The organism is Pseudomonas putida, from assembly GCF_028682455.1.
Lineage (GTDB): Bacteria > Pseudomonadota > Gammaproteobacteria > Pseudomonadales > Pseudomonadaceae > Aquipseudomonas > Aquipseudomonas putida_AA.
Map to the genome: position 1 here is coordinate 359592 of NZ_JANHLD010000005.1, position 22931 is coordinate 382522.

The 22931-nt window shown below is 62.2% G+C and carries 26 protein-coding genes; 6 read left to right on the top strand and 20 right to left on the bottom strand.

Going from position 1 to position 22931, the window contains the following annotated elements; genetic code table 11:
* Positions 1-77 precede the first annotated feature (77 nt).
* Positions 78-515, top strand: a complete 438-nt coding sequence (locus NPS58_RS28600; RefSeq protein ID WP_028945443.1) for an Lrp/AsnC family transcriptional regulator — start codon at positions 78-80, stop codon at positions 513-515.
* Between the two features lie 238 nt (positions 516-753).
* Positions 754-1743 carry a formylglycine-generating enzyme family protein gene (locus NPS58_RS28605; protein WP_274118543.1) on the top strand — a complete coding sequence of 330 codons (990 nt, stop codon included), beginning with the start codon at positions 754-756 and terminating at the stop codon, positions 1741-1743.
* 58 nt (positions 1744-1801) lie between these two features.
* Here the strand turns inward: NPS58_RS28605 and NPS58_RS28610 are convergent, their stop codons facing one another.
* From NPS58_RS28610 to NPS58_RS28625, 4 genes are all read right to left on the bottom strand, one after another.
* Positions 1802-4324: a LysM peptidoglycan-binding domain-containing protein gene (locus NPS58_RS28610; RefSeq protein WP_274118544.1), complete on the bottom strand. Its 2523-nt coding sequence runs from the start codon at positions 4322-4324 to the stop codon at positions 1802-1804.
* A 478-nt stretch (positions 4325-4802) separates the two neighbouring features.
* On the bottom strand, positions 4803-5723 hold the full coding sequence (locus tag NPS58_RS28615; protein ID WP_274118545.1) for a transporter substrate-binding domain-containing protein: 921 nt from the start codon (positions 5721-5723) through the stop codon (positions 4803-4805).
* Positions 5724-5732: 9 nt separating this feature from the next.
* Positions 5733-6083 carry a RidA family protein gene (locus NPS58_RS28620; RefSeq protein WP_274118546.1) on the bottom strand — a complete coding sequence of 117 codons (351 nt, stop codon included), beginning with the start codon at positions 6081-6083 and terminating at the stop codon, positions 5733-5735.
* Between the two features lie 34 nt (positions 6084-6117).
* Positions 6118-7359, bottom strand: a complete 1242-nt coding sequence (locus NPS58_RS28625; RefSeq protein WP_274118547.1) for a D-amino acid dehydrogenase — start codon at positions 7357-7359, stop codon at positions 6118-6120.
* A gap of 106 nt (positions 7360-7465) precedes the next feature.
* Here NPS58_RS28625 and NPS58_RS28630 point away from each other — a divergent pair, with 106 nt between their 5' ends.
* The gene (locus NPS58_RS28630) at positions 7466-8380 is read left to right on the top strand and encodes a LysR family transcriptional regulator (protein WP_274118548.1); all 915 of its coding nucleotides are present in this window, start codon (positions 7466-7468) and stop codon (positions 8378-8380) included.
* 12 nt (positions 8381-8392) lie between these two features.
* Here the strand turns inward: NPS58_RS28630 and NPS58_RS28635 are convergent, their stop codons facing one another.
* The 3 genes from NPS58_RS28635 to NPS58_RS28645 form a co-directional block, all read right to left on the bottom strand.
* On the bottom strand, positions 8393-9055 hold the full coding sequence (locus tag NPS58_RS28635; protein ID WP_274118549.1) for a histidine phosphatase family protein: 663 nt from the start codon (positions 9053-9055) through the stop codon (positions 8393-8395).
* A 209-nt stretch (positions 9056-9264) separates the two neighbouring features.
* Complete coding sequence (locus NPS58_RS28640; protein ID WP_274118550.1) at positions 9265-9603, bottom strand: FKBP-type peptidyl-prolyl cis-trans isomerase; 339 nt, start codon at positions 9601-9603, stop codon at positions 9265-9267.
* Between the two features lie 19 nt (positions 9604-9622).
* Positions 9623-10651: a DMT family transporter gene (locus NPS58_RS28645; protein ID WP_274118551.1), complete on the bottom strand. Its 1029-nt coding sequence runs from the start codon at positions 10649-10651 to the stop codon at positions 9623-9625.
* 155 nt (positions 10652-10806) lie between these two features.
* Between NPS58_RS28645 and NPS58_RS28650 the strand changes: the two genes are divergently transcribed.
* Complete coding sequence (locus NPS58_RS28650; RefSeq protein ID WP_274118552.1) at positions 10807-11700, top strand: LysR substrate-binding domain-containing protein; 894 nt, start codon at positions 10807-10809, stop codon at positions 11698-11700.
* Here NPS58_RS28650 and NPS58_RS28655 read toward each other — a convergent pair.
* The 12 genes from NPS58_RS28655 to ccmA all read right to left on the bottom strand — a co-directional run bounded on the left by NPS58_RS28655 (position 11693) and on the right by ccmA (position 20561).
* Positions 11693-12100, bottom strand: a complete 408-nt coding sequence (locus tag NPS58_RS28655) for a GFA family protein (RefSeq protein WP_274118553.1) — start codon at positions 12098-12100, stop codon at positions 11693-11695. The two genes, NPS58_RS28650 and NPS58_RS28655, sit on opposite strands and share 8 nt — an antisense overlap.
* Positions 12101-12209: 109 nt before the next feature.
* Positions 12210-13148, bottom strand: a complete 939-nt coding sequence (locus tag NPS58_RS28660) for a 2-hydroxyacid dehydrogenase (protein WP_274118554.1) — start codon at positions 13146-13148, stop codon at positions 12210-12212.
* Between the two features lie 46 nt (positions 13149-13194).
* Positions 13195-13608 (bottom strand): hypothetical protein, encoded by a 414-nt coding sequence (locus NPS58_RS28665; RefSeq protein ID WP_274118555.1) that lies wholly within the window; start codon positions 13606-13608, stop codon positions 13195-13197.
* Positions 13609-13617: 9 nt separating this feature from the next.
* Complete coding sequence (gene ccmI / locus NPS58_RS28670) at positions 13618-14835, bottom strand: c-type cytochrome biogenesis protein CcmI (RefSeq protein ID WP_274118556.1); 1218 nt, start codon at positions 14833-14835, stop codon at positions 13618-13620.
* The gene (locus NPS58_RS28675) at positions 14828-15304 is read right to left on the bottom strand and encodes a cytochrome c-type biogenesis protein (protein ID WP_274118557.1); all 477 of its coding nucleotides are present in this window, start codon (positions 15302-15304) and stop codon (positions 14828-14830) included. The genes ccmI and NPS58_RS28675 overlap by 8 nt, the downstream gene beginning before the upstream one ends.
* Positions 15301-15837: a DsbE family thiol:disulfide interchange protein gene (locus NPS58_RS28680; protein ID WP_274118558.1), complete on the bottom strand. Its 537-nt coding sequence runs from the start codon at positions 15835-15837 to the stop codon at positions 15301-15303. Before NPS58_RS28680 ends, NPS58_RS28675 begins: the two co-directional genes overlap by 4 nt.
* Positions 15834-17807, bottom strand: coding sequence for a heme lyase CcmF/NrfE family subunit (locus tag NPS58_RS28685; RefSeq protein WP_274118573.1), 1974 nt, complete (start codon positions 17805-17807; stop codon positions 15834-15836). Before NPS58_RS28685 ends, NPS58_RS28680 begins: the two co-directional genes overlap by 4 nt.
* Positions 17808-17818: 11 nt before the next feature.
* Complete coding sequence (ccmE, locus tag NPS58_RS28690; RefSeq protein WP_274118559.1) at positions 17819-18274, bottom strand: cytochrome c maturation protein CcmE; 456 nt, start codon at positions 18272-18274, stop codon at positions 17819-17821.
* A complete protein-coding gene (ccmD, locus tag NPS58_RS28695) occupies positions 18271-18447 on the bottom strand; it encodes a heme exporter protein CcmD (RefSeq protein ID WP_028945460.1) in 177 nt (58 codons plus the stop codon). Before ccmD ends, ccmE begins: the two co-directional genes overlap by 4 nt.
* Positions 18444-19220, bottom strand: a complete 777-nt coding sequence (locus tag NPS58_RS28700) for a heme ABC transporter permease (RefSeq protein ID WP_274118560.1) — start codon at positions 19218-19220, stop codon at positions 18444-18446. Before NPS58_RS28700 ends, ccmD begins: the two co-directional genes overlap by 4 nt.
* A gap of 43 nt (positions 19221-19263) precedes the next feature.
* Entirely contained in the window at positions 19264-19932 is a 669-nt protein-coding gene (ccmB, locus tag NPS58_RS28705) for a heme exporter protein CcmB (protein WP_028945462.1), read from the bottom strand.
* Entirely contained in the window at positions 19929-20561 is a 633-nt protein-coding gene (ccmA, locus tag NPS58_RS28710) for a cytochrome c biogenesis heme-transporting ATPase CcmA (RefSeq protein WP_274118561.1), read from the bottom strand. Before ccmA ends, ccmB begins: the two co-directional genes overlap by 4 nt.
* A gap of 161 nt (positions 20562-20722) precedes the next feature.
* On the opposite strand from ccmA, the gene NPS58_RS28715 reads away from it, so the two are divergent.
* Positions 20723-22288: a flagellar hook-length control protein FliK gene (locus NPS58_RS28715; RefSeq protein ID WP_274118562.1), complete on the top strand. Its 1566-nt coding sequence runs from the start codon at positions 20723-20725 to the stop codon at positions 22286-22288.
* A gap of 87 nt (positions 22289-22375) precedes the next feature.
* Positions 22376-22684, top strand: a complete 309-nt coding sequence (locus tag NPS58_RS28720) for an EscU/YscU/HrcU family type III secretion system export apparatus switch protein (protein ID WP_274118563.1) — start codon at positions 22376-22378, stop codon at positions 22682-22684.
* Positions 22685-22735: 51 nt separating this feature from the next.
* Here the strand turns inward: NPS58_RS28720 and NPS58_RS28725 are convergent.
* A partial coding sequence (locus tag NPS58_RS28725; protein ID WP_274118564.1) for a DUF2802 domain-containing protein occupies positions 22736-22931 on the bottom strand: 196 nt, incomplete at its 5' end.

Consider the following 22931-nt stretch of genomic DNA (forward strand, 5'->3'; position numbering starts at 1 on the left):
AGCGGATAAAACAGGCTAAGCTTTGAATCTACCTTTACTATCAAGGCAAATTTCACAATCTGCCTAACGAGGCCGAAATGACCGACGACATCGACCAGGTATTGATAAAGGCGTTGATGGAAGACTCCCGGCGTTCGCTCAAAGCGTTGGCACAATTGAGCGGGCTGTCTTCCCCCAGCGTCAGCGAGCGCTTGCGCCGGCTGGAAGAACGTGGCGTGCTCAAGGGCTACACGGTCGAAATCGACCCGCGCTGCTTTGGCTACCAGCTGCAAGCCATCGTCCGGGTACGGCCGTTGCCAGGGCAGCTGCAGGAAGTGGAGCGCCAGATCATGGCCATCCCCGAGTTCACCGAATGCGACAAGGTGACCGGGGATGACTGCTTTATCGCGCGCTTGCATGTGCGGTCGATGGAAGAACTCGACACTGTCCTCGACAAGCTCAACAGCCATGCCGAGACCAACACCGCAATCGTGAAAAAGACGCCGGTGAAGCGGCGGTTACCGCCAATGGCATAGCAAGCTTTTGTTGCGCAGTTCAATCGAAGAGACCGCTTCAATACGGCACTGTGACTGCAATGTATTAGCGTCGATGCCGCTGGGCCTTTAGGGCACCCCTGTAGGAAATATCTTATTTTGCACTAAGAACTATCGCTAATTTAGCGAAATTACAAATTACTATTGTTGAGCCTTAAAATCGGCAAGGGTGAACAGATACACTGCGGCTATCAAATTTTTCATATAAGGACATTCCTTGATGCCAAGGCTGACACTCTTGCCGCTTTGTATTTTTCTACTTGCCGGCTGCCAGGCGCAATCGTTGCCTCTTCCCCAAAGCCAGAAACTCTCGCCAGACAAAGTCGCCCGGATTGCTGCAACCATCGACCAGAAATATCCGAAGCTGTCCGCTGAAACACGGAGCAAACTGCTCAATACCGTGGTGCAGTCACTGGACAATATGGTGTTCGTGGAGGGAGGCGAGTTCGAGATGGGCGACTTTGGCTGGCCGTTCGATGACAACCCGTACGACTTATGTGACTGGCCTTGTGGCGTGGATCGGAATCAGATGGGGAGGATCAGTTTTCGCGGCAATGATGATTTCGTTCACCCGGTCAAGCTGAGCAGCTATCACCTGTCGAAGTTCCAGACAAAACTGGGTGATTTTGATTTATTTTTTATTGCTCAAGGCAAGCCCGTATTTGATCTTGAAGATCGAAAGCGCGAAGACTTACAGTGGCTCTATCAACCCAACCTGCCGGCCCCGACTAAACGCTGGCAGGAGGCCAAGGATTATTGTGGTTGGCTGGGGGAACTCAGTGGTTACCCTGTGGACCTGCCGACCGAGGCGCAGTGGGAGTATGCCGCGCGTAGTCGTGGCCGGTATGTGATGTTTCCGACCGATAACGGCAGCTTGAACTATGATCGCAACTTTCCACATCCCGACGAGAGTCGCACCTTTCCAGTAGACAAGTTTGTTCCTAACCCATTAGGCATTTACAACCTGTCGGGCAATGCCACCGACTGGGTCAATGATTGGTATGGTGAAGATTATTATCGCCACTCTCCCCTCGAAAACCCCCGCGGACCAGAAACGGGTACGCAGCGAATTCGCCGTGGCGCTGATATTGGTGAAGGCCCTGTTCTTTCTGCCAGCACCGTGAGGCGTTGGGTGGATAATCCAGAAAGAAATGGGTATTTTCCAGGTACAAGCTTTCGTTGTGCAGTTCAATCGGAGAAACCGCTCTAAATGCCATAAACAATAGCGGCGCCTTGCGGCGCCGCTATCATATAGCTAACTACTCATCTCACACCAAGCCGTCAAAACGCCCACTACCACGAGCGGCTAATAATGTTTTTTCTTTGTACCAGGGCTGACTGGTTTTCCACGCCAACTGGGTTGAGCGGGCCGAAGTCTGGTGCATTGCCAAGCCTTCAATAAAGTAGTTGAACTGATTCTGCTCATAGCCGTCCAACAAGGCGTTGATTCGCTCCAGGCTTTTCAGGGCGTTCACTTTTTTCCCATGGGGTGAGCAGTGCTCCAGCGTTTTGATAAATTGTCGCCACGTCTTGATTTCTGACAGCAGGACCACCAGGGCTTGCTCTTGCTGCTCATTAAAACTCTCGACAAACCCTTCGGTTAACAGATAGACCATCGGTCCCAGCGTCTCGGGCGGCAGTGCACTAAAGGGTAAATGTTGGCCTCTGATCTCCATGGTTTCAGTACTTTTATTATTGTTGATATATTTGGCCAAATGATAGGCTTCCGATTTAGTCGCGTTACGTTTTTGCCACCAAACGGCCATTTCGGCTCGGCCCTCCTTGAAGCCCTCAGCGACCAACGTAATAGGAGAAGTTGCCATCTTATATAATCCTGAATTGAGGTAGGCGAATGCATCCCCTGTCACTCCCATCAAATACCGATAATCCACCGCCGCCAACGCATTACAGAACAACCACGCCAACCTACCGACCTGCTCGAGATCTACGACCGTAGCAAAACTACCGCCTGCCCCAGGGCCAAATACCACCGAACCACTGCAGGTAACCGCCAACCGGTCTTCCGAGATCTCAATCCTAAACTCCCCCGCCAGCCCCACCCCCGCCGCCGCATTCCCCTCCAGATTAATCCTCGCCAGATCCTTCCAGTTGCCGTCGGCATTGCTTTGCCCAAGCACGGCGGGGCCTTTGCCTTGATCGTCGGGCGCAACCCATTGAAACGCCCCACTGAGTGCGCCACCCAGTTGGGCGCCGGCAAAACCATCCGCCTTGACGCCAACGCTGCCGTGGGGGGTGATGGCCACTGTCGGCGGGCCCAGCAAGGCGGTCGCACCGGCCGAGGTTTCGCTGGGCCTGTAGCCGGTGGCAACCCCTGCCTCAGCTTGTGCCCTGACACCTGCAAAGCAGGAAAGCTCCAATTTGCCGTGCAGGCGGAAGACCCCAATGGGGTGGGTCACTGCCTGGTCCAGGGCGTTGCGGTAGACCATGCTGGCGACGTAGCCACCCTGGTCGGGAAAGTAGCTGTGCAACGCCACACTGGCTTCGGCCAGCGAGAACGCCGCATTGCCTTTGACGCCCACATCGATGGTGCCCTCCCTGGGGTTCCAGCTGTTCACGCCGGCACTGGCGATGGCGGCGAAGCGCAAGGCATGGGCTTCTGCGGTGACGGCAACGCGTGAGGCGTCGCTGTGGTTCGAGCGCCAGGCGACTTCCTGGTGCAGGGCGTTGAGCACGGGGTTGAGCCACTGGCTGAACTCAGTGTCGTCCTCGTTATTCCAACTGCTGAGCTTGGCCTCCAGGCCGCCCAGCGGGCCAACCTTGCGCGTGGTGCTGATCGCCGACTTGATGTCGTTGATCAGCTCCCTGGCCAAGGATTTACCCAAGGGCTTGCCGGCCAGTACCTGGGTGGAGACTCGGGTACGCCACTGGGTGGTCTCGTGGTAGCGAGTGGAGATGTAGTGACGGCGGCTGGGGTCGCTGAACAGGATGACTTCGACCACGTTGATACCGGTTCGGGTTTGCCGGCCCAGTTGGTGGGCGCCGCTGCGGCCCTTGCCATGTTTGAGGTCGGGTATGGCGCCGCTGTCAGGGGGGCGGCTGCCTTGTGGTTTGTCCTGGCGCTGGGCGGCCAGTTGCACGCGCAGGGCGTTGATCTGTTTATCCAGTTCGAGGATTTTTTTGTTCTGCAGTTTTTTCCAATTGCTTTCGAATAGCGACGAGGGTTTCCACGGCGGCGTGTAGGCCTGATACCAGTCACGGGCGCTTTGTAGCGTTGCCAATTGCCCTTGCAGGTCTTGGTCGGAGCTCGGCGGTGGGCTTGCGGGCGCTGTAGCGCGGGGCTCACGCACCAGTAGATCCGCGCCTTCAGCCTTCACCGTCCAGGCCTCTTTGACACAGGCAGAACAGGCGCAGACGGCGTCGGGTGCCTGTTTTTTCTTGCACTGCGCGCTGGGCAAGGCATCGGCCAGGTTGCGGTGCAGTTCGTCCATCAGCTTTTGCACCGCACTGATTTCCTGTTTCAGCGCTTTTGCCTGCTTGTGGGTCAGAACGTAGAAGTGGCTGTGGCCAGGGATGTGGGCAACGTCCACCAGCTCCTCGTGGCACTCGGGCTGCCCCTCGATGGCAACGCTGGTGATGCTATTGGCATTCACGGGGGGTGGCAGATCCAGTTGTGCCGGGAAACCGGAAAGCCGCAGTTGCCAGCCAGGCAGGATGTGATCCGGATTTTTGACAATCGGGTTGAGCGCCTGAAGATCCGCCACGGTAAGGCCATGGCGTTGGGCGATCTTGCTCAGTGTATCGCCGGATTGAACCGTGTAGGGGGTGTCCATCGCCTATCCTCCTCGTGGTTCAACGCTGCGAGAGCATGACCAGTTTGCGGGTCTGATAGGTGTTGCCAAGCGAATCGGGGGGCGTAGCCATGAGGTAGCTCCTTGCTGAAAGTAAGTACCCGAGACGGCAAAATGGCCTTGCGGGTACTTTCCATCTGGCAAAGGTTGTACCACCATAAAAATAATAGACAAAAATCAATTACTTATGATGTTTTCAATAAATATCTGGCTAAAAATCGATCAAAATCACGGTAAAAGTGCGCAAGAAGTTGCGCAGTGGTGTGCAACTTCTTGCGCACTCGTCTGTACATGACGGTTTAAAAGGCCTGTAGCAATATATACACAGGGTTATCTACATTTTGGTGCGCAACTTCTTGCGCAGTTGCCGATCTCACCCGGCGCAGGCCCACTGTTAAAAAGACGCCGGTGAAGCGGCGGTTGCCGCCAATGGCTTAACCCCGCGATCACCGACCGTCAGTCACATCGCATCGCGGGACAAGACTACACCTACCGGCTCACTCGACGGCTTGGCAATCAGCCCCTTCAACTCACTGGTCATCGGAAACTCCAGGTTCAGCCCGTTCGGCGGGATCGGTTGCTCGAACCAGCGCTGGTAGATGCCGTTGATCTTGCCGCTGCGGTACACGTCGGCCAGCGCTTCGTTGACCAGTGCCAGCAACTGCGTGTCACCCTTGCGCACCATGCAGCTGTAGATCTCCTGGGACTGTGCCTCCCCCACCACCACCCAGTCATGCGGGTTGCGCGCCTTGGCCCGTTCGCCGTAGAGCAGGGCATCGTCCATGTAGAACGCAGCCGCACGCCCGGTCTCCAGCATCTTGAACGCCTCGCCGTGATCCTTGGCACTGATCACCGAAGCGCCCAGCTTGTGCTCCAGGTTGTAGTTCTTCAGGTACTTCTCGTTGGTGGTGCCCGCGGTACTCACCACGTTCTTGCCCTTGAGGTCATCCAGGCTCTCGATGCCACTGTCCTTTTTGGTCAGCAACTGGCCTTTGACGAAGATGAAGCCATAGGAAAAGTCCACCTGCCTGGCTCGCTCGGCAGTCACGCCGGTGGTGCCGCACTCCAGGTCGACGGTGCCGTTCTGCACCAACGGAATACGGGTCTGCGAGGTCACCAGGTTGTAGCGCACTTTCAACTCGGGTACGCCCAGCTTGGCCTGCAGGTGCTTGACGATTTCACCGGCCAAGTCGACCGAGTAGCCCATGGGCTTGCCGCTGTGGTCACCGATATAAGAAAAAGGAATGGATGAATCGCGGTAGCCCAGGGTGATGCGGCCGGAATCGGCGATTTTCTGCACGGTACCGGTGAGGGGTGGGGTGTCGGCCAGCGCCGAATGCGCAAACAGCAGCGACAGGGCAATCAGGGCAGGTTTGAACATGACGACCTCCTAGCCGCGCACGGCAATGACGGTGATTTCCACGCGCACGCCCGGGCGTGCCAGTTCGGCCTGCACGGTGGTGCGGGTCGGTGCATGGCCCGGTGCGAGCCAGGCCGACCAGACCTCGTTCATTGCCTCGAAGTCGCTGGCAATATCCTTGAGGTAGACAGTTGCGCTGAGCAACTGGCGCTTGTCACTGCCCGCCTCGGCCAGCAAGGCATCGATCTTGTCCAGCACCTCCCGGGTTTGTTCACGGATGTCACGGGCCTGGGTGGGGACCTGGCCGGACAGGAACACCAGTTGCCCGAACAGGGCGGCGGCGCTCATGCGCTCGTTACTGTGCAAACGGGTTATCGACATCGGGACACTCCTTGCGACTGTTGTTTTTTAAAGTTCAGGCTGCCCGGGGGGACAGCCCGTGCAAGTCGATCGACGGCGCGCGGCCGCCGATCAGTTCGGCCAGTAGCGCGCCACTGGCACACGCCAGGGTAAAGCCGAGGGCGCCATGCCCCAGGTTGAGCCAGAGGTTGCGGTAGCGGGTGGCCCCCAGCAAGGGCACGCCACTGGGCGTTGCCGGTCGCATGCCGGCCCACTCACGGGCGTGCGCATAGTCCGCCGCATGGGGCAAGGTGGTAACTGCCAATTGGCGCATGCTGGCCAATCGCGCAGGATCCAGGGAATCGTCGAAGCCGACGATGTCGACCATTGCCGCCACCCGCAGTTGGTCTTCAAGGCGGGCATAGACAATCTTGCGGTCGTAGTCGGTGATGCTCACATCCGGTGCCCGCTGCCCCACCCCGATCGGTGCGGTCAGGCTGTAGCCCTTGAGCGGGTAGATCGGCAACTGCAGGCCTGGGATGCCGAGGCTTGCGCTACGGTGCCCGGCACACAGCACCAGGCGCTCCACCGGTATGACCTGGTCAGCCAGCTCCAGCGCCTGGACCACTCCACCCGCATGACGAATGCGGGTAACGCCCTGCCCCAACAACAGGCGGCACTGCCCTGACGCTTGCAGGCGCTCGGCCAACGCCAGGCAAAAGCGATGACAATCGGCGACTTCTTCATCGGCGGTGTACACCCCGCCAATGAAGGGCGCATCGGCCAGGGCCGGCTCCAGCGCGGCGATACCGGCGGCATCGAGCACCTGCTGGCCCTGCGGATCGAGCAGGTGGCGGCGGGCATGGGCGAAGCTGGCCGGGTTGCGAAAGGTCACCAGCTTGCCATTGCGCCGCCAGGCGAAACCCTCCAGTCGGTCGTCTTCGCGCCAGTGTGCCAATGTGGCCTGGCTGTGCAGGGCAAGGCGCAACAAATGGGCGGCGTTGCTACGATTGACCGACGTCCGGCAGGCCGCCATGAACGCCCCCATCCAACGCCACTGAGCCAGGTCCAGGCGCGGACGCAGCTTGAGCGGCGAGTCGCTGCGCAACAACCAGCCCAGCGCCTGCAGCGGTACCCCGGCATCGGCCAATGGCGACACATAGCGATAGGACAACTGACCGCCATTGGCGTAGCTGGTGCCAACGGCCAGGCTTTCCCGCGCCTCGATCAGGTCGACCGCCATGCCTTCGCGCACCAGGGCGTAGGCCGTTGCCAGGCCGATGACGCCGCCGCCGATCACTGTTACCCGCTGTGCCATATGCTTGCATCCACAAATCCGAAGGCTTTCAGAGTAGGGTCGGTGACAGCAGGCGGATAATGAATAAAGATGGGCAGGCCATAAACAAAGGTTATGGGGTACCGCCATGCGTTTGCGTCATATCGAAGTGTTCCAGGCCATTCGCCAGACCGGCTCGGTCAGCGGCGCGGCGCAACTGCTGCACGTGACCCAGCCTGCGGTGTCGAAGATTCTCCAGCATGCCGAGGCACAGCTGGGATTCCCGTTGTTCTTGCGGGTACGGGGCAAATTGCAGATCACGCCCGAAGCTTTGGCCCTGGAGCGTGAAGTGGACAAGGTCAGCGACAGTGTCGAAGGGGTCCGGCGCCTGGCTGCCAGTCTGCGCCGCCAACCGGGCATGAGTTTGCGTATCGGCGCGACGCCGGCCCTGGCCCTGTCGCTGTTTCCACCGGTAATCAGCCTGTGGTCCGAACGCCATCCGCAGTCCGAATGCGAGCTGTCCAGCTATCACAGCCGTGAGCTGGTGCAACAGTTGCTGATGCGCGAGATCGACGTCGCCCTGACGCTGCGTCATCCGGAACACCCGGGCCTCAACGCCCAGGCGTTGGCCCATGGCGTGCTGGTGGCCCTGGCGCCGCAGGGCTACTGGGCCGAAGAAACCCAGGGCGTGCCACTGTCGGTCGAAGCCCTGGCCGGGGCGCCGCTGATCGGCTTGAGCAGCAGCGATCCGCTGGCGGCGCAGGTAGGCAGCTACCTGAAGAATCTTGAACCGGCGCCGCGCATTGGCATTCGCGTGCAGACCTACTCGCTGGCCCGGGCCATGGTCGAGTCAGGCGCGGGGCTGGCGTTGATCGATCCGTTCACCGCCCTCGGGTCGCAACACACCCTGGTGCGCCCGCTCGATCCGCCACTGCCGATCACGCTGTACGCATTGACCCGCAGCAACGAAAGCCATCCCCACACCCTGGACGACCTGCTGCAGCTGTTTGGCCTGCGCGCTCGCGAGCAGATCGCCAGAGTCCCTGCCTTGCAAGGCGCCTGAGCCCGCAGGCAATCAGCTCGGGCAACTTTGCTCGCCGTTGTTCAGGCCTTGCTTGTAGTTGCGGCTGAGCAGGCTGGCCTTGCCGTTGTGCCAGGTCAGGGTCAGGACATAGAGCGAGTCGAAATCACCGCCGTCCCAGTCTTCGGTGATCACCTGCTTTTCGCCCACGGCCTTGCCGGCCACGGTATTGATCAGCTCCGGCAAGTAGCCATGGGACCAGGCGGTGTAGACGGTGGCGTTACGGTACTTGTCTTGCAGCAGCTCGTCGGCAAGCTCGGCGGTGTCGTTGGCACCGAAGTCGATGTTCACGGGCAGCCCGAGCTTGATGGCGCTGGGGCTGATGGTCATCAGGGGGCGGATGTAGCTGTAGGCGTCGTCCTTGCTGCCCTCTTCCACATGACGCGAAGGGTTGGCGGCGAACACATAGTCGGCCTTGCCGAATTTTTCCGGGAGCACGGTGGCCAGGTCCAGGGCACGGTTGAGCCCCTGGCAGTTGAGTTGCCCCAAGCCTTCGCCAGGCTTTTCGGCATGGCGCAGGAACACCAGTGTCTGAACGCCATCCACAGGCTCGGCGCGGCTTTCGACCGCTTCAACGGCCAGCAGCGTGACACCACCGAGCAGGGCCAGGGAGCACAAGGCGTGGCGATGACGCTTGAACAGGATCGACAACTTCATGGAGCGGACTCTTTACGGCGAAAGGGATGTGGCTGACCCGCCTGTGACACGCCGCGGCCGAGGCCGCGGGTGATCCCTGTCTGTCGTTCCATCCGTGGAGCGGGCTAACTGAGAGTGCGATAAGCCCGATTGGTTCGATCCTTGAGTGCTCAACCCTGAGCCCGAGTGACTTTAATGCGCTGATATTGCACAAATAAGACCGACGACCATCAATCGTCGCGGGTCAGGACTTCCAGCAGCTCGATCTCGAAGGTCAGGTTCGAGTGCGGGGTGATCGCGCCCATGCTGCGCTCGCCGTAGGCCAGGTGCGAGGGCACCACCAGCTTGCGCCTGCCACCGACTTTCATGCCCATCAGACCCTGGTCCCAGCCCTTGATGACCCGGCCCGTACCGATCACGCACTGGAACGCTTTGCCGCGGTCATAGGAGGAATCGAATTTAGTGCCGTCTTCGAGCCAGCCGGTGTACTGGGTGGTAATCAGGGCGCCCTTGACCGCTTCCTTGCCCTCGCCCAGCTGAATATCGATGATTTGCAGTTCGCTGCTCATGGTCTACCTCGTTGACGCGTTATTTCGTGGCAGCCTTTTCGCAGGAATGAACGGTGTTTGCAAGCACCACAGGAGCGGGCTGGCCGCGCGACAGCATCCTTCCGGTCACATCGTTTGGCGGGGCAAGCCCGCTGCTGCCTGGGCCGTGCTGGCGCATCGACAGGCACACACCGCCGATCACCAGGACAATGGCGGCAGCCTCCAGCAGACTCGGGCCGCTCTGCCGCCAGATGAAAGCGTACAGCAGGGCGAACAGGGTTTCGAACACGATCAACTGGCCACTCAGGGTCAACGGCATGCGCTTGGACGCGGCGTTCCAAAGCAGCGCCGCCAGCCACGAACCGAAAATCGCGCAACCCAGGCTGTACAGCCAGAACAGCCACCAGCGTTCGGTCGAGGCCTGCACCTGCAACTGCGCGGGCTGCCACAGGGCAAGAAAGGCCACCAGCACCAGGCTGAACACACCGGTCATCACCCCGCACAGCACCGACCACTGGTGGCTGTCGAAATGCCCGCACTGCTTGAGGTAACGGCTGTTGTTGACGGCATACCAGGTCCAGCAGGCCAGTGCCGCGAGGGCATAGAGCACGCCGACGAGCTTGTCCTCCAGCGCCCCTTGCTCGACGGCGAATGTCTGTAGGTTGATGCACAGCATGCCGGCGAGGATCAGCATCAGCGGCATGAACAGTTGCCTGAGCGCCACCCCGCCGCTGTCGTGGCGACCATAGAGCGTGATGGTCAGGGGCAGCACGCCAACGATCAGCGATGCCGGCGCCACGCCCAGGCGCTGGATCGCCGCCACCAGGCAGATGAAGTACAGCAGGTTGCCGACCAGGGCCAGGCGCCCGAGTATCCACACGTCAGCCAGGGTCAGGCGTCCCAGGGCCTTGCGCATTGGGATCGCCAGAACCAGGGTCACCAGCCCGAACAACACGAACCGGGCGCAGCTGAGCAACACCGGACTGAATTCCGGTAGCAACTGCGGCACCATCAGCACCAACCCCCACATCGCCCCGGCTACACCGGCATAGGCCACACCCTGTTTCACGCTGCCTGCTCCTGTTCAAAGAAGTGCGCAGGCTACCGTCCGGCCAGGAACACGACAAAAGATCATTCGGCATGCAGCCATGCCAACAGGGAATACCTTTCGCACTGAAAGCATCGATCCTATGATGCAGCCATTCCCCAGAACGGACCCTGAGCATGAGCCGCTTTGCCCGCCACCTGCCCCCGCTCGACACGCTGATCGCCTTTGAGGCGGTGGTGCGCACCGGCAGTTTCACCCGTGCTGCCAGCGAGCTCTACTTGACCCAGAGCGCGGTCAGCAAACAGATCAAGGTGCTCGAAGTGCACCTGGGCGCCGCGCTGTTCGAGCGTCGGGCCCGCGGCATTGCCCTGACTTCTGCCGGCGAAAGCTTCAACGCCATCGTCGAGCCGATGCTGGAAAGTCTGCTGGCCAACGTGTTGCGCGTGAAAACCGGGCACAGCAGCCGCAATGTCAGCGTCATCTGCACCCACGCGGTCGCCCAGTACTGGCTGTTTCCACGACTGCTGCGCTTCAACGCCCAGCACCCGGAGCTGACGGTGAATATTCACGCCAGCAACGAAATCAGCGAAAGCGACATCGCCAACTACGATTTCGGCATTCTCTATGGTCATGGCCGTTGGAGCTCGCTCAATGTCGACAAGCTGTTCGACGAAACCATCTACCCCATCGCCAGCGTCAAGCGCAGCCTGCCCGCCGTCGGCTCCTTGAGCGAACTGCAGGCATTGCCGTTGATTCAACTCGATGCATCAGCCTGGAACTGCCTGGACTGGCAGGACTGGTTCGGCCACCAGGGCGTGCGCTACAAGGCCCCGGCCGATGCGGTGACCTTCAACCAGGTGAACCTGGTGTTCGAGGCCGTGCTGCAAGGGATGGGCGTGGGACTGGGCTGGGAGTTCATGGTCCGGGAACGCATCGATAATGGCGATATCCACCCGGTTTCGGCATTTGTCGTGCACACAGGTCAAGCCGACTACCTGGTGCACGACAAACAGGCCCCTTGCTCTCCCGCCGCGCAAGTGTTCCAGCGCTGGCTGCTGGGGCTCAATTGAACAGGGCTTCGACTTCGGCAGCGGTCATGGTCTTGGTGTCGTTGGCAAAGCAGTAATAGCTCGGCTTCTCGTCGATAAAAACCTGCAGATCGAATACCCAGTCGGTGTCTCCGTCCAGCACCCCCACCGACACCGAATCGAAGTCGCCGGACTTGAGCCGGTACAGCAGGTGCGTGCCGCACTGACCGCAAAACAAGCGCTGGGCCCAGTCAGAGGAGTCATAGACCACCGGTTGCCCGGCGGTGAACTTGACCGGTTCCGAGCACTGCACCGACAACAAGGGCCCTCCCGCCCACTTGCGGCACATGCTGCAATGACAGGCATCGACGCTGGCTTTTTCTACATTGACGCTGAGTTTGACGGCGCCGCACAGGCAACTGCCGTGTTTTTCGAAAGACATGATCAAGGCTCCTGGCAAGGAAGTGAGCCGCAAGTCTAGACCTGTAGCAGCCGGCTTGCCCCGCGAGAGCATGCCCACAGCCACATCGCCTCGCGGGCCAAGCCCGCTCCTACAGGGTGACGGGGGTCAGTACCGGTTTACCGGCAAAGAAGGCCTGCAGGTTCTTGAGCACCAGCGCCACGGTATCGCGCGCCGCCTCCGGCGACTGGCCAGCCACATGAGGCGTGAGTACGGTGCTGGGCAAAGCTTTCAGGCTATCGGGCACTGCAGGCTCGTCGTCGAACACATCCAGCGCCGCGCCAGCGATCACGCCATCGCGCAAGGCTTCGACCATGTCGGCGGTATTCACCACGCTGGCCCTGGCGATGTTCACCAGAAAACCGCCCGCGCCCAACGCTGCAAGCACCGGCTTGTCGATCAACTGATGGGTAGTGGCGCCACCCGGCGTGGCGATGACCAGAAAATCCGAGGCCCGGGCCAGCGCCAGCGGGCTGTCGCAATAGTGGTAGGGCACATCGGTGCGCGGGTTGCGATTGTGATAGCTGACGTGCATGTCGAACCCATGCGCCGCGCGCTTGGCGATGGCCATGCCCACCGCGCCCAGGCCGAGGATGCCCAGGCGCTTGCCGCTGACCGAGGGGCTGATGACCCGGTTCCATTCGCCCCGGCGGGTCGAGGCATCGGCGCGGGGAATATCGCGCACCACCGCCAGCAGCAAGGCCAGGGCATGGTCGGCGACTGCCGTGGCATTGGCGCCGGCACCATTGGTGACCGTAATGCCGCGCGCCGCCGCAGCGGCCAGGTCGACCTGCTCGTACCCTGCTCCGATCACACAGATGATTTTCAAGGCGGGCAATGCGGCGATCTCGTCGGCATGCAGGCCCAGGGGCCCACGGGTCAGCACCGCATCAATCTCACTGCCATGGCGTGCAATGGCTTCGGCGCGCAAGGCCGGAGTCTGCGCGCGAATCAGGCGAAAGCCGTTGTCTTCCAACAGTGGCAGATAGTCGTCGACCGTTTCTACCAGCACCAGTACCGTCTGTGTCATGCCATGCTCCCGGCTGTTTGCGAGGGAGCATTATGCGGACTTCCGGTTACTGCGCGAAAGCCCGTCCCAGACCACCCGGCACGCCGCTGCTGTCGGTTTCCTGCCAAGGGCCGTTGAGGTTGGTCGACCAGCTCCAGCCATTGTTCCAGCGGTAGTAGGTGCGCTGGCGATAGAAGGTGTTGGTCTGGCCTTCGAGAACATACACACCCAGGCGCGGGTCCCAGTGGCTGGCGCCACCGGGCGGCGGCGCAAAGCTTGCCGAGGTGCGCGGCATCGGCTTGGGTGCCGGGGTGATCACCGGCTTGCTCGGCTTCGTGCTCGGGGGCGGGGTCGGCTTGGTGCTCGGCCCCGGTGGCAGGGTTTCGATAGGGGGCGTGGTGGGTTCGGAGGGCTGATGAACAGTACACGCACTCAGGCCTACGGCCAGGGAAAGAAGGGCAAGGCGTGCAATGCTGTTCATAGTGGTCTCTTACTGGTCCGGGCTGTCGATGGTCAGGTGTTGCGCGGCGGTCGTGCTGCTGGCCAGCGGACTGCTGCGACCGATCCACTCACCCTGGGTCGGCTGGCCAGCACGCGAGACGCGCGCAACCAGTTGGACTTCGGGAAAGCTCGACAGTTTCATGTTCGGCACCATCGCGTCGCTGTCGCTCAACTCGACCTCGATCGGCAACTGGGCCACGGTCACTCGCTTGGCCGCCAGCGGCATGGGCGGGCCGACGCTTGCACGGGCGAAGATGAACACGGTGTCGTCAGGCTTGACCTTGTCCTTGAGCGCCGCCGCCAGTTCCACGCGCACTTTCAGCCGTGCCGTGGTGGCCACTGCCGGTGCCGCCTTGGGTGCATCCGACGCGGTCTTGCCCTCACCCGCCTTGAGCCGGTCCTGGGCGCGGTCGATACCGCCCTGCAGGGCCGCCCGCGACGTGTCGCCTTCAGGCAATTGCACCAGCAGGCGGTTCCAGTAGTCGATGGCGTCCTGGTAATGCTCGCGTTCGAACGCTGCAATGCCGAGCAGCCCCAGGCTGGTGACCTCGTTCGGGTCGGCCTTGAGGGCTTCGTCGGTCAACGCCTGCAACTGCTCGGTCCACTGCTTGTCGTTGGCAAAGTACAGGGCCTGGGCCCACTGCCCGAGCAGCTCCGGCTGGCGGCCGGCCAGGGTCGCAGCCCGCTCGAAGACCTTGGCGGCATCGGCGGCGCGCTCCTGGGCCATGTAAGCGCGACCGAGGAAGTACAGGCCTTCGGCCGAATCAGGCTGAGCCTCGACGGCACGCTCCAGGCGCGCGGTCATTTCTTCCATCGACTGCGGCGCCTTGGCGAACTGCTGGGTCAGCTCGACCTGCTCGCTGGCACCAAAGTGCAGGTACAGGCCCAGTCCCATCAGCGGCACCAGCACGGCGGCCAGCAAGGGCAATGGCTTGCCCAGGCGACCCAGGCGCTGGGGTTCGGCGTTCTCGGTATCGGCCAGCAACTCACGGGCGGCTTCATCGCGGCCCTTGGCCAGTTGCGCGTCATCGAGCACGCCAGCAGCTTGCTGGGCGCTCAGTTCCGCCACCCGCTCCTGATACAGGGCGACGTTCAACGCGGTGCGGTCTTCTTCCAGTTGCGCACGACGGCCGCGCAACACCGGGATCAGCAAAAAGCTCAGGGCCACCAGCAACAGCAGGCCTGCAGCAAGCCAGAAATCAGTCATGGGTCTGTTCTTTGTCCAGCAATTTGGCGAGGCGCTCACGCTCCTCGGGGGAAAGGTCGGCAGTGCCTGCGGCACTCTGCGCCCGACGCTTGCGCACAATCAGCGCCAGCAGGCCAAAACCGCCTACCAGCAACACGCCCGGGCCGAACCACAGTAACCAGGTACGCGCCGTCAGCGCAGGCTTGTAGCGAACGAAGTCACCGTAGCGGTCGACCATGAAGTCGATGATCTGCTGATTGCTCTTGCCCTCGCCCAGCATGCGGAAGATTTCCCTCCGCAGGTCGGCAGCAATCGGTGCGTTGGAGTCGGCGATGTCCTGGTTCTGGCACTTGGGGCAGCGCAGTTCCTTGGTCAGGTCGTGGTAGCGCGCGCGCTCGGCATCATCGGCAAACTGATAGGTGTCGATGGCCGCCTGGGTCACGCCGGCCAGGCTCAGGCCCATTACAGCCGCTGCCAGCCAGCGCTTCATGGCTTGGCCTCATCGACCAGGCCCTGGTAGATCGGCGCCAGCTGTTCGCGCCAGACAGTGGCATCGACCACACCGACGTGCTTGTAGCGGATGACACCCTTGGCGTCGATCACGAAGGTTTCCGGCGCGCCGTACACCCCAAGATCCAGGCCCAGGCTGCCCTGCTCGTCGCGGATATCCAGCTGGTAGGGGTTGTGGAATTCGGCCAGCCACTTGAGCGCAGCGGCGTTGTCGTCCTTGTAGTTGACCCCGTGGATCACCACGCCCTGCTCGGCCAGCTTGTTCAGGTACGGGTGTTCGACCTTGCACGACGGGCACCAGGTGGCCCAGACGTTGACCAGTGCCGGCTTGCCGATCAGGTCGGCCTGGGTCAGCGGCTTGCCATCCTGTACCGAGGTCAGGGCAAAGGCCGGGAACGGCTTGCCGATCATCGCCGACGGCAGCTCGGTCGGATCCAGGAACAAGCCCCGGTAGAGAAACACCGCCACCAGCAGAAACACCGCCAGCGGCAGCACCATGATCCAACGCTTCATGCAGTTGCTCCAGACATGCCCAGCACTTCACGCACCCGGGCTTTGACCTTGACTCGATAACGACCGTCCATTGCCGCCAACAACCCGCCAAGGCCGGTCAACAGACCGCCCAGCCAGATCCAGCGCACGAAGGGTTTGACGTGCACGCGCACAGCCCAGGCGCCGTTTTCCAGCGGCTCACCCAGGGCGACGTAGAGGTCACGGGTGAAACCAGCGTCGATGCCCGCTTCGGTCATCATCGACTGCTGCACGGTGTACAGACGCTTCTCCGGATGCAGCACATTGATTTCGCGACCGTCCTTGACCACCCGTACCGTGCCTTTGTCGGAGGTGAAGTTCGGCCCCTCGAAATGCTTGGCGCCTTCGAAGGTGAACTGGTAGCCGGCCAGTTCCACCGACTCGCCCGGCGCCAGGCGCAGGTCGCGCTCGGCACTGTTGTTGCTCGACAGCACCACGCCCAGGGCACACACGGCCAGCCCCAGGTGCGCCACGTGCATGCCCCAATAGCTGCGGTTCAGACCACGCAAGCCCTTGACCAGCCCCTTGTGGCGGGTCTTGTCGAGGATGTCGCGGGCACCGGCCATCACGATCCACGCTGCCAGGGCGAAGGTGGTCAGCACTTCCCAGTCAAAATCATCGACCAACAGCCCACCGATCGGCGCCAAAACGACGCTGGCAATCAGCACCGGGGTCAGCATGCCGACCAGCCACTGGGTGGGGGTGTCTTTCCAGCGCACGATCACGCCAATGGCCATCACCACCATCAGCAAGGCCATCAACGGCAGGAACAGCGCGTCGAAGTACGGTGGGCCGACCGACAGCTTGGCCCCCGTCAGGGCGTCGAGGAACAGCGGATAGAGCGTGCCGAGCAGGATCATCGAAGCGGCGACCACCAGTACGATGTTGTTGGCCAGCAGCAAGGTCTCCCGAGACCACAGGGCAAAACCGACCTGGCTCTTGACCACCGGGGCGCGCAGGGCGAACAGCGTCAGCGAGCCACCGACCACGAAGAGCAGGAAGATCAGGATGAACACGCCGCGCTCCGGGTCCGAGGCAAAGGCGTGTACCGAGGTCAGCACCCCGGAGCGTACGAGGAAGGTACCGAGCAGGCTCAGGGAGAATGCGGCGATGGCCAGCAACACGGTCCAGCTCTTGAACACGCCGCGTTTTTCAGTGACGGCCAGGGAATGGATCAGCGCCGTGCCCACCAGCCAGGGCATGAACGAGGCGTTTTCCACCGGGTCCCAGAACCACCAGCCGCCCCAGCCCAATTCGTAGTAGGCCCACCACGAGCCCAGGGTGATACCGATACCCAGGAATGCCCAGGCCACCAGCGTCCAGGGCCGCGACCAACGTGCCCAGGCGGCGTCCAGGCGACCGCCGAGCAAGGCGGCGATGGCAAAGGCAAAGGCGACCGAAAAGCCCACGTAGCCCATGTACAGCATCGGCGGGTGCACGATCAGGCCGACGTCCTGCAGCAACGGGTTGAGGTCGGCGCCATCGGTCGGCACCTGCGGCAGCAGCCGCTTGAAAGGGTTGGAGGTAACGATCAGGAACGACAGGAAGCCCACACTGATCATGCCCATTACCGCCAGCACCCGCGCCAGCATCACCTGCGGCAACTGGCGCGAGAAGATCGACACGGCGAAGGTCCAGCCGCCGAGGATCATTGCCCAGAGCAGCAACGAGCCTTCGTGGGCGCCCCACACGGCGCTGAACTTGAAGTACCAGGGCAAGGCGCTGTTGGAGTTGTTGGCAACATAGGCGACCGAGAAGTTGTCGGTCATGAAGGCGTGGGTCAGGCAGGCAAAGGCAAACGCCAGGAAGGCGAACTGGCCCCACGACGCCGGCCTTGCCAGGCTCATCCACAGGCTATCGCCGCGCCATGCACCGAGCAGCGGCACGGTGGCCTGCACGGCGGCAAAGCAGATCGCCAGGATCATGGCCAGCTGGCCGAGTTCGGGAATGATCAGCGCCGCGTTCATGGCTTGGCTCCGGTATTGGTCGCGGCCTGGCCGCTTTCCTGCAAGGCCTTGGTGACCTCGGGCGGCATGTACTTCTCGTCATGCTTGGCCAGTACTTCGTCGGCCACGACCACGCCCTCGGCATTGAGCTTGCCCAGGGCAACGATGCCCTGCCCTTCGCGGAACAGGTCGGGGAGAATGCCGCGGTAGGTGATCGGCACCGACTTGTTGAAGTCGGTGACCACGAAACGCACGTCGAGCGAATCGCCCGAGCGTTGCAGCGAGCCTGCCTCGACCATGCCACCGGCGCGAATGCGGGTGTCCAGCGGCGCCTCGCCATTGGCGATCTGGGTGGGGGTGTAGAACAGGTTGATGTTCTGTTGCAAGGCACTCAGGGCCAGGCCCACGGCGACACCCACGCCCGCCAGCAGGCCGAGAATGATGAACAGACGCTTCTTGCGTTGCGGATTCACTGGTTGCTCTCCCGGCGCAGACGGCGCGCCTCTTCTTGCAGGTAACGGCGCCGGGCCAGTAGGGGCGAGGCAACGTTGACGGCCAGCACCAGCAGGCAGATGCCGTAGGCCGACCAGACATACAGGCCGTGATGGCCCATGGCGAGAAAATCACTGAAGGAGGCGAAACTCATCTTGCCATCCCCCGACCCAGGCAGTTCATGACCTCCTCCTTGACCCAACTGGCGCGAGCTTCGCGCTTGAGCACTTCAAGGCGCATGCGCAGCAGCAGCACCGCACCGAAGAAGCAGTAGAAGCCCACGACCGTCAGCAGCAGCGGCAGCCACATTTCGGCGGGCATCGCCGGCTTCTCGGTCAGGGTGAAGGTCGCGCCCTGGTGCAGGGTGTTCCACCACTCCACCGAATACTTGATGATCGGGATGTTGATCACCCCGACAATCGCCAACACGGCGCAGGCCTTGGCCGCGCTCTCACGATTGCTGATGGCTTGGCCCAGGGCAATAAGACCGAAGTACAGAAAAAGCAGGATCAGCATCGACGTAAGGCGTGCATCCCAGACCCACCAGCTGCCCCAGGTCGGCTTGCCCCAGATGGCACCGGTGACCAGCGCCACGGCGGTCATCCAGGCGCCAATGGGCGCTGCGCACTGCAGGGCGACGTCGGCAATTTTCATTTTCCATACCAGCCCCACTACCCCGGCCACCGCCAGCATCACGTAGCAGGACTGGGCCAGCATCGCAGCGGGCACGTGGATGTAGATGATGCGAAAACTGTTGCCCTGCTGGTAATCCTGCGGTGCGAAGGCCAGGCCCCAGATCACGCCGATGCCGATCAACAGGATCGCGGCGACCGTAAGCCAGGGCAGCATGCGGCCACTGATGGCATAGAACCACTTGGGCGAACCCAGTTTATGAAACCACGTCCAGCTGATTGCGCTGCTTTTCATCACGGTACATCCAGGGTCTTTGCTGGGCTGTGCCCAGACCTCATTATTCGCCGACGCTGATCTTCAGGCCAGCCGCTATTGCAAAGGGTGCCAGAGTTACTGCCAGGGCGGTCAGGCTACCAAGCCAGAGCAGATAACCGGTCGCCGGCATAGCTTGCAATGCCGCCTGCAAGGCGCCACTGCCCAAGATCAACACCGGGATATATAACGGCAAAATAAGTAGCGCCAACAGCAGGCCGCCACGTTTCAAACCAACGGTCAGGGCCGCCCCCACTGCGCCCAGCAGGCTCAGCACCGGGGTACCCAGCAACAACGATGCCAGCAATACCGGCAGGCACGCCGCCGGTAAACCCAGCATCAGTGCCAGCAAGGGTGCCAACAATACCAGTGCCAGACCGGAAAAGGCCCAGTGTGCCAGCACTTTCGCCAGGACCAGAAGAGGCAGGGGGTGCGACGAAAGGACCCACTGCTCCAGCGATCCGTCCTCGAAATCACTGCGGAAAAGCCCGTCCAGCGAGAGCAGAACCGATAAAAGCGCAGCGACCCAGACCAGCCCCGGAGACAAGGTTTGCAACAATTGAGTCTCAGGACCGACCGCCAACGGGAACAGCGCGATCACAATAGCGAAAAAAACCAGGGGGTTGGCGAGCTCCGCAGGGCGGCGACACAGCAGGCGCGCTTCACGACGCAACAACAAGACGAACACACTCATGCGGCCCACTGCCCCAGGTTCAGTTCACGGTAGCCGGACGGCTTGCGTTCCAGGGTGTGGTGGGTGGTCAGCACCACCATGCCGCCCTGCTCGCAGTGGGCGGCCAGGTGCGCCTCGAGCTGGGCCACACCTTGCTTGTCGAGGGCAGTGAAGGGTTCGTCGAGAATCCACAGCGGCGGGCTGTCCAGGTACAAGCGGGCCAGGGCCACACGACGTTGCTGGCCGGCCGACAAGGTATGGCAGGGTACATCTTCGAACCCGCGCAGGCCGACCGCCTCGAGGGCTTGCCAGATGGCCGCAGGTTCGGCCGGCGTGTGCAGCGCGCACAACCAGGCGAGGTTTTCCTCAGGGCTGAGCAGATCCTTGATACCCGCGGCATGACCGATCCACAGCAGAATCTTCGCCAGTTCATGGCGCTGTTCGAGCAACGGCTTGCCGTGCAGGCGAATCTCGCCGGCCGTCGGCTGCATCAGGCCGGCCAGCAAGCGCAACAGGCTGGTCTTGCCACTGCCGTTGGGGCCGCTGATCTGCAACATGTCCCCGGCTGCCAGGTGCAACTCGAGGTGTTCGAAGAGCATTCGCCAATCGCGCTCGCAGGCCAGGCCCACGGCTTGGAGATGAGGGGTCACGGTTTCGCCTTATGCTGGGATGCCTGTCTCAAGTCGGCCTCGACGCTGCCGTTATAGTGGCAACGGATACAAGGCCCGAGCGCGCTGAGCGCGAAGATCGGGCGGCATTATACATGTGATGTCCTACTGCAAAGAGGGCTATTTAAACAGGTTGCCAGCTGATGACAGGTGAAATTAACAACCTTGGCCCGCAGGCTCCAGCCGGCCACTCGTCGCGCTTGCCGGCCACTGGCGAACTGCTGCGCCTGCTGCAGCCGCAACAGGCCTTGCTGGCCCCCGGCGAAACCGCCAAGGCCGAGGTCCTGGCGTTGCGCCAGGTTGGCCAGGACTTCCAGCTACTGCTCAAGTTGACCCTGGAAAACGGCCGCCAGACCAACGTCCAGGCCAGCAGTAACCTGGCACTCCCCCAGGGCAGCCTGCTGGCCGTGAGCCAAAGCGGCGCCAGCAACCTGTCCATCAGCCTGCAGCAGGTACTCGCCAGCAGCGTGGCCAGCCTGACCCGCCTCGACACCCGCGAGATGCCGGTAGGCAGCCTGCTGCAAGGCAAGGTCGTGACCAGCCAGGTACTCCCGCAGGCCGCAGGCCAGGTGGCCCAGTACCGCTCGCTGGTGAGCTTGCTGGGCGCACAGGCCGGCACCACCCTCACGCTGGACAGCCCGCGCCCGCTGGCGGTGGGCAGCCTGCTCAGCGCCCGGGTGCAAGGTGACCAGTCGTTGCAGTTCGTCCCCCTGAGCGGGCGCCAGGATCAACTGGCCATCGCCCAGCAACTGGGTACCCAGCAAAGCCGACAGGCCTCGCTGCAGGGCTTGCTCAACGCCCTGCAGCAACTGCGCCAGGACAACGGCCAGAGCAGCGAGGTGCGCAGCAGCGTCGACAAGCTGTTGAACAGCCTGCCGGATGCCCGCCAGCTCAGCGATCCCAAGGGCCTGGCCCAAGCCTTGAACAACAGCGGTGCGTTTCTCGAGGCCAAGCTGCTGGGCGGCCTGGGGCAACAGCTGGCGCCAGACCTCAAGGCCCAGGTAGTGCGCCTGGTGGCGCAGTTGCTGCCGGGGCTGCCGGGCACCAGCACCTTCAACCCGGCCGTAGCCGCCAGCACCTTGGCCCAGGTGATGCCCGGCATGGTCCGCAACGCCCTGGGGATGCTCGGCCAGGTCAGCCCTCGACCTCACCCGGGTAGCTTTCCCCTGCCCTCGCGGCTGCTCAAGGGCCAGGACGGCGAAGGCGACCTGGAACACCTGCTACGCCTGGCCGCCGCCGCCATTTCTCGCCTGCAGAGCCATCAGCTGGCCAGCCTGGAGCAGACCGGCACCACACCCGACGGCAACCTGCAGACAACCTGGCAACTGGAAATCCCGTTGCGCAGCGGCCAGGACTTCATTCCCCTGCAATTCAAATTGCAACGCGAAGAGACGCCGGAACAACAAAACGATCCCCAGCGTGAACAGCGCGACCCACTGGAAATGCTCTGGCGCATCGAGCTGTCGTTTGACCTGCATCCGCTGGGGCCGGTCCAGGTTCAGGCGCAGATCAGCCAGGGCAGCCTGTCGAGCCAGCTGTGGGCCGAACTGCCCAGTACCGCACAGTTGATCGACAGCCAACTGGGCAACCTGCGGGAGCGCCTGCTGGCTCGCGGCCTGAACGTGACGCAACTGTGCTGTCATCACGGCACACCGCCCCAGGGGCCGCGCACGCGCCTGGAGCAACGCTGGGTGGATGAAACCGCATGACCTGCGTGGCAGCGCGATTGCCCCGCGAAACAGTAGTCCGGCTGAAACACGATCGCGGGACAAGCCCGTTCCTACAGGGGGATGTTTATGACTGAGAAGAGTGCCATTGCCCTGACCTACGACGGCCAGCAGGCGCCGACCCTGACCGCCAAGGGTGACGACGCGCTGGCCGAGGCGATCCTGGCGCTTGCCCGCGAGCATGAGGTACCGATCTACGAGAACGCAGAACTGGTGCGGCTTTTGGCGCGCATGGAGCTGGGGGACCGGATTCCCGAGGCGCTGTATCTGACCATCGCCGAGATCATCGCCTTCGCCTGGCAACTCAAGGGCAAGGTGCCGGTGGGGTTTGTCGATCAGGGGCCGCAGGAACGGGATATCACGCCGCGCGCAGATTGATACCGAGGAAACGGGATAGCCGGCAATGCCGGCTATCCGGGCGCCGCGCAATCAGTTGCGATGCACCTTGCTCATCAATTCAGCCTCAGCCTGGGTCAAGCCACAGGTCTGCGTCAGCTCATCGACACTGGCGCCCATGCTCACCAGCCGCGCCGCTTGTGCAAACGACAGGCTGTTGGGATCGCGCTGCTCCAGCTGCAGGAGCTTGTCGGGCAACGGCGCTACCACGGTACACAGTTCGTGCAGG